Here is a 4532-nt window from a genome sequence, read left to right on the forward strand (position 1 = left end):
GCCCCGGACCCCGCATCCGAACTCCGTTCGGATCTCCTCAAACGCCGGAGGGGCTGAGTATGCGTGCCGCCCGCCTCATCAAGATGGTTCTGCTGTTGCAGTCCCGCCCGTCCATGACCGCCGCCGAGCTCGCCCGTGAGTTGGAGGTGTCGGAGCGGACCGTGACCCGGGACGCTCAAGCGCTCGGCGAGGCGGGGATTCCGGTGTACTCGGACCGGGGGCGGCTCGGCGGCTACCGGTTGATCGGTGGGTACCGGACGCGGCTGACGGGCCTGGCGCGGTCCGAGGCCGAGGCGCTGTTCCTGTCCGGAGTGCCGGGCGCGCTGCGGGAGATGGGTCTGGAGGACACCGCGTCGGCCGCCCGGCTCAAGGTGTCGGCGGCGCTGCTGCCCTCGCTCAGGGACGCCTCGCAGAGCGCGGCGCAGCGCTTCCACCTCGACGCCCCCGGCTGGTACCACGAGCCGCAGACACCCGAGCTGCTGCCCGCGATCGCCGACGCGGTCTGGGACGACCGTCCGCTCAAGGCCCGCTACGGGCGCCAGGACACCGAGGTGGAACGGGAGCTGGAGCCGTACGGGCTCGTCCTGAAAGCGGGCGTCTGGTACCTGTGCGCCCGCGTGCCCGGCTCCGGCCACCGGGTCTACCGGATCGACCGCTTCACCCAGATCTGCGTCGCCGAGGAGCACTTCGAGCGGGACGAGGAGTTCGATCTGCCGGGGTTCTGGGAGGAGCGTGCGGCACAGTTCGCCCGCTCGATCCTGCGGGCCGAAGTCCGTCTGCGCCTGTCCGAGTCCGGCGTACGGCGACTGCCGCACGTGACCGACAAACAGGCGGCCGCGGATGCGCTGGAAGCCGCCGGGGAGGCCGATGCCGAGGGGTGGGTGACGGTGACCCTGGCCGTCGAGTCGGCCGAGGTCGCGTACAGCCAACTCGTCGTCCTGGGGCCGGAGGCGGAGGTCCTGGCGCCGGCGGAGCTGCGGGAGCGGTTCGTGGAGAGGGCCAGGGCGGTGGTGCGGCTGTACGGCGGGGGCGGCGCCTGACGGCCGCGCCCGACGTACGGGATCAGCGGCCGTACGAGATCAGCGATAGTCCTCCTCGCGCGGTGCCTCACCCCGCTGTTCGGCCGCCATGAAGCCCCATACGTCGGGCCGGCTGCCGTCCGTGTCCGTGACGCCGTACTCGCGGGCCAGCTCGCCGCTGGACAGCGACTTGCCGTTCCAGCGTGCACGCTCCGGGTCCGCCGTCAGGGCGGCGACGCCACGGCCGAGATACGTGGGCGACTCGGACAGCGCCCACAGGTGCTGGTTCGCGATGCCGTCCCGCCAGGTCTCCTCGGTGAGCTTGAAGCCGTCGAGCATCTCCTCGGAGCGCAGGAATCCCGGGGTGACCGCGACCGCGCCGCAGCCGACCCGCTTCAGCTCCTCGCCGAGGATGTACGCCATGCGGATCGGGCCGTTCTTGGCGAGGTCGTAGTAGAAGTTCTCGCGGAAGCCCCGGTTCGACTCGGCGGTCCCGTCGGTGACCTCGACGACCAGGCCGCCCGGGTTCCTGGTGAGCAGCGGCAGCGCGATGCTCGCCGTGATGATGTGGGTGCGCACCCCGAGATCGATCATCCTGAGTCCGCGGTCGAGGTCGACGTCCCACATCCTCGTATCGAAGTCGAGCAGGTTGTTGCCGCCCCAGACGTCGTTCACGAGGATGTCGAGCCGGCCCTGCTCGCGGTCGATCCGCTCGACGAGGGCGCGGACCTGGTCGGCCTGGAGATGGTCGGTCGGCACGGCGATGCCCTTGCCACCCGCCTCGTCCACCAGGTCCGCCGTCTGCTCGATGGTCTCCCCGGCCCTGCCGACCTCGCTGACCTGTGTGCGGGTGGTGCGCCCCGTGACGTAGACGGTGGCACCGGCCCTTCCGAGTTCCACGGCGAGCGCCCGGCCCGCGCCACGGGTGGCTCCGGCCACGAGGGCGGTCTTCCCGGACAGATCCTTCTTCGTTGTCTGCATACGCCGAGCGTGACAGCCAATCCGGACACCTTCTGTCCGGCTTTCCCGGCACTTGCTCCGACGTGTGCCGGATAACAAGACCGGCACTCCGCGTGCGTCCCGTGGCGGCAGGGCCGATGCTTGACCCGTGATGGACGAGACGGAGTTCTGGGAGCTGATCGACACCACCCGCGAGGCCGCCGAGGGCGACCCCGAGGACCATGCAGAGCTGCTCGTGGAGCGGCTCCTTCAGCTCGACCCGGACTCCGTGCTCGACTTCGCCCGCCACTTCGAGGCGCGCTACAACCGGGCGTACCGCTGGGATCTGTGGGGCGCGGCCAGCGTGCTGCTCGACGGGGCCAGCGACGACGCCTTCGACTACTTCCGGTGCTGGCTGATCGGGCAGGGGCGTGAGGTGTTCGAGGGCGCGCTGCACGATCCGGACGCGCTGGCCGAGCTGCTCGTCGAGTTCGACGAGGAGATCGACGGGGACGGCGAAGAGCTCGGGTACGCGGCGGACGAGGCGTACGAGCAGCTGACGGGTGTGGTCGCGCCGGACCTCGGCATCCCGGCGGCGCCCGCGGAGCCGGCGGGGACGCCGATCGACTTCGAGGACGATGCGGCTCTGGCGCGGTACTTCCCGCGGCTGTGGGAGCGGTTCGCGGAGGAGTGAGGTCGGGCGGCGGAGGCCCGCCGCTGGCGGGTTGCGGCCGTCCCTACTCCCTCGGCACTCCCTCGGCACTCCCTCGGCCGTCCCTACTCCTGCGGCGGACATCCCCGCGCCAGCACCAGCAGCGCCACATCGTCCCGAATCGCTTCCGCGAAGCCGCAGACGTCCCGCCACACCGCCTCCGCCAGCGCCGCCTGGTCCTCCCCCGACGCCTCCGGCAGCTTCGCGAGCCGTGACGCCAGCGGGTAGTACGCCCCGGCCGCGTTCCGCGCCTCCGTCACACCATCCGTGTGCACCAGCAACTGGTCGCCGGGCAGGAGCGTGAGGCTCAGCACGGGCGGCGCCGAGTAGGCGGCCAGGTCGAGCCCCAACGGCGCCCCCGGCAGTACGGGCAGTTCCTTCGCCGAGCCACCGCGGAGCAGCAGCGGCGGCGGATGCCCGCAGGACAGGATCCGTACCGAAGAGCCCTCCGGCGGGAACTCCAGGAGCATCGCGGTCGCAAACAGTTCGCAGTGCGCCGCGTCCCCGGCGTCCGCGGAATCCACCACGAGCCGCCGGTCGAGCCGTGCGGCCACCCCGGCGAGGCTGGGTTCGTCGAGCACCGCCTCGCGGAACGCCCCGAGCAGCGCCGCGACCGTCCCCACGGCCGCGAGCCCGTGCCCCTGCACATCGGCCACCAACGCCCGTACGCCATGAGGACCTTGCCGTACGTCGTAGAGATCGCCGCCGATCAGCGCGCCCCGCTGCGCCGCACGGTACAGCGCCGCGCACCGCACCGGACCCACCTGGGGCGCGAGCGGCGGCAGCACCGCCAGCTGCGCGGCCTCCGCCACCGTGCGCACCGTCACGAGCTGGGCGTCGCGCCGGCTGCGCACCCAGGCGATGATCACGCTGAGCAGCGCGACGAAGGTGACGGTGAGCGCATCCCCGTTGCCCGGGTGCTCCCAGCGCAGGCCCGGCAGCGTGAGCAGCACGACGACCAGCACGCCGAACAGCGCCGTCGCGGCGGGACCGTAGGCGAGAGCGGCGAGCGGAGGGGTGGCGGCGAGCAGGAAGCCCAGTTCGAAGTTGCTCGGGGTGGTCTCCTGCAGGATGACGAGGGCGACGATCAGGACCAGGGGCAGCAGCCGCAGCCAGCGGGCGGGTTTCGGGCGCGCGCCGTCGAGACCGAAGGTCCCGTCCAGGTCCTCGGGCGCCGGCAGCAGGAGTTCGGCCAGACCGCGCCGCCGGCCCGGGCGCGAAGCGGTCCCGGAGTCGGTTGCTGCTGCGCGGCGGATCACATCTGTCAGCCTCACCCGCGCGACGGTCAGCCGCACCCGGGACCCTGCCGGACGCCGAGATGCCCGCCGTACAGTGGCCCGATGTCCTCGCCCCTCATACGCTCCGCCCGCCGCGCCGACGAGACCGCGCTCGCCCTGATCGACCACGACACCTGGTCGCCGCTGCACGCGGTGCAGCCGAGGCCGGAGCCGGACGCCCCCTTCTTCGACGCACGGCATGAGCCGGAGCAGTACCTGGTCGCGGAGGTGGACGGCGAGGTCGCCGGATACATCCGGGTGGTGCCGCCCACCCCGCTGCCCGCCAGCCTCCATGTGCGCCAGATCCAGGGCATCGCGGTCGCCGACCGGGCGCGCGGCAAGGGCGTGGCCCGCGCGCTCATCCGGTCCGCGTGCGCCTGGGCCGCCGAGCGCGGCGCCCGGCGGATGACACTGCGGGTCCTCGGGCACAACGCTCCGGCCCGCCGCCTGTACGAGTCCGAGGGGTTCGAGGTCGAGGGCGTGCTGCCCGGGGAGTTCCTGCTCGACGGCGAGTATGTCGACGATGTGCTGATGGGGCGGGCGCTCGCGGGCTGACGCGTGGGCGGGGTGGCTGTCTCTTATACA

5 protein-coding genes are annotated in these 4532 nt (G+C 72.4%); 3 read left to right on the forward strand and 2 right to left on the reverse strand.

Going from position 1 to position 4532, the window contains the following annotated elements; translation table 11 throughout:
- The first annotated feature begins 59 nt into the window (after window positions 1-59).
- A complete protein-coding gene (locus G6045_RS39480; RefSeq protein ID WP_165337067.1) occupies window positions 60-1040 on the forward strand; it encodes a helix-turn-helix transcriptional regulator in 981 nt (326 codons plus the stop codon).
- Between the two features lie 39 nt (window positions 1041-1079).
- Here the strand turns inward: G6045_RS39480 and G6045_RS39485 are convergent, their stop codons facing one another.
- The gene (locus G6045_RS39485; protein WP_165337068.1) at window positions 1080-2000 is read right to left on the reverse strand and encodes an SDR family oxidoreductase; all 921 of its coding nucleotides are present in this window, start codon (window positions 1998-2000) and stop codon (window positions 1080-1082) included.
- A gap of 130 nt (window positions 2001-2130) precedes the next feature.
- Between G6045_RS39485 and G6045_RS39490 the strand changes: the two genes are divergently transcribed.
- On the forward strand, window positions 2131-2652 hold the full coding sequence (locus G6045_RS39490) for a DUF4240 domain-containing protein (RefSeq protein ID WP_165337070.1): 522 nt from the start codon (window positions 2131-2133) through the stop codon (window positions 2650-2652).
- Window positions 2653-2735: 83 nt separating this feature from the next.
- Here G6045_RS39490 and G6045_RS39495 read toward each other — a convergent pair whose 3' ends face one another.
- Entirely contained in the window at window positions 2736-3833 is a 1098-nt protein-coding gene (locus tag G6045_RS39495; RefSeq protein ID WP_165337071.1) for a PP2C family protein-serine/threonine phosphatase, read from the reverse strand.
- Window positions 3834-4010: 177 nt separating this feature from the next.
- Between G6045_RS39495 and G6045_RS39500 the strand changes: the two genes are divergently transcribed.
- The gene (locus G6045_RS39500) at window positions 4011-4502 is read left to right on the forward strand and encodes a GNAT family N-acetyltransferase (RefSeq protein ID WP_165337069.1); all 492 of its coding nucleotides are present in this window, start codon (window positions 4011-4013) and stop codon (window positions 4500-4502) included.
- Window positions 4503-4532: the final 30 nt, after the last annotated feature.

This window comes from Streptomyces mesophilus (assembly GCF_011044995.1).
In the GTDB taxonomy this organism is placed as follows: domain Bacteria; phylum Actinomycetota; class Actinomycetes; order Streptomycetales; family Streptomycetaceae; genus Streptomyces; species Streptomyces mesophilus.

Excerpts from the sequence above, each read along its gene's own strand:
- G6045_RS39500 (WP_165337069.1), top strand. The coding sequence starts at position 4,011 with ATGTCCTCGCCCCTCATACGCTCCGCCCGCCGCGCCGACGAGACCGCG.
- G6045_RS39490 (WP_165337070.1), top strand. The coding sequence starts at position 2,131 with ATGGACGAGACGGAGTTCTGGGAGCTGATCGACACCACCCGCGAGGCC.
- G6045_RS39480 (WP_165337067.1), top strand. The coding sequence starts at position 60 with ATGCGTGCCGCCCGCCTCATCAAGATGGTTCTGCTGTTGCAGTCCCGC.
- G6045_RS39485 (WP_165337068.1), bottom strand. The coding sequence starts at position 2,000 with ATGCAGACAACGAAGAAGGATCTGTCCGGGAAGACCGCCCTCGTGGCC.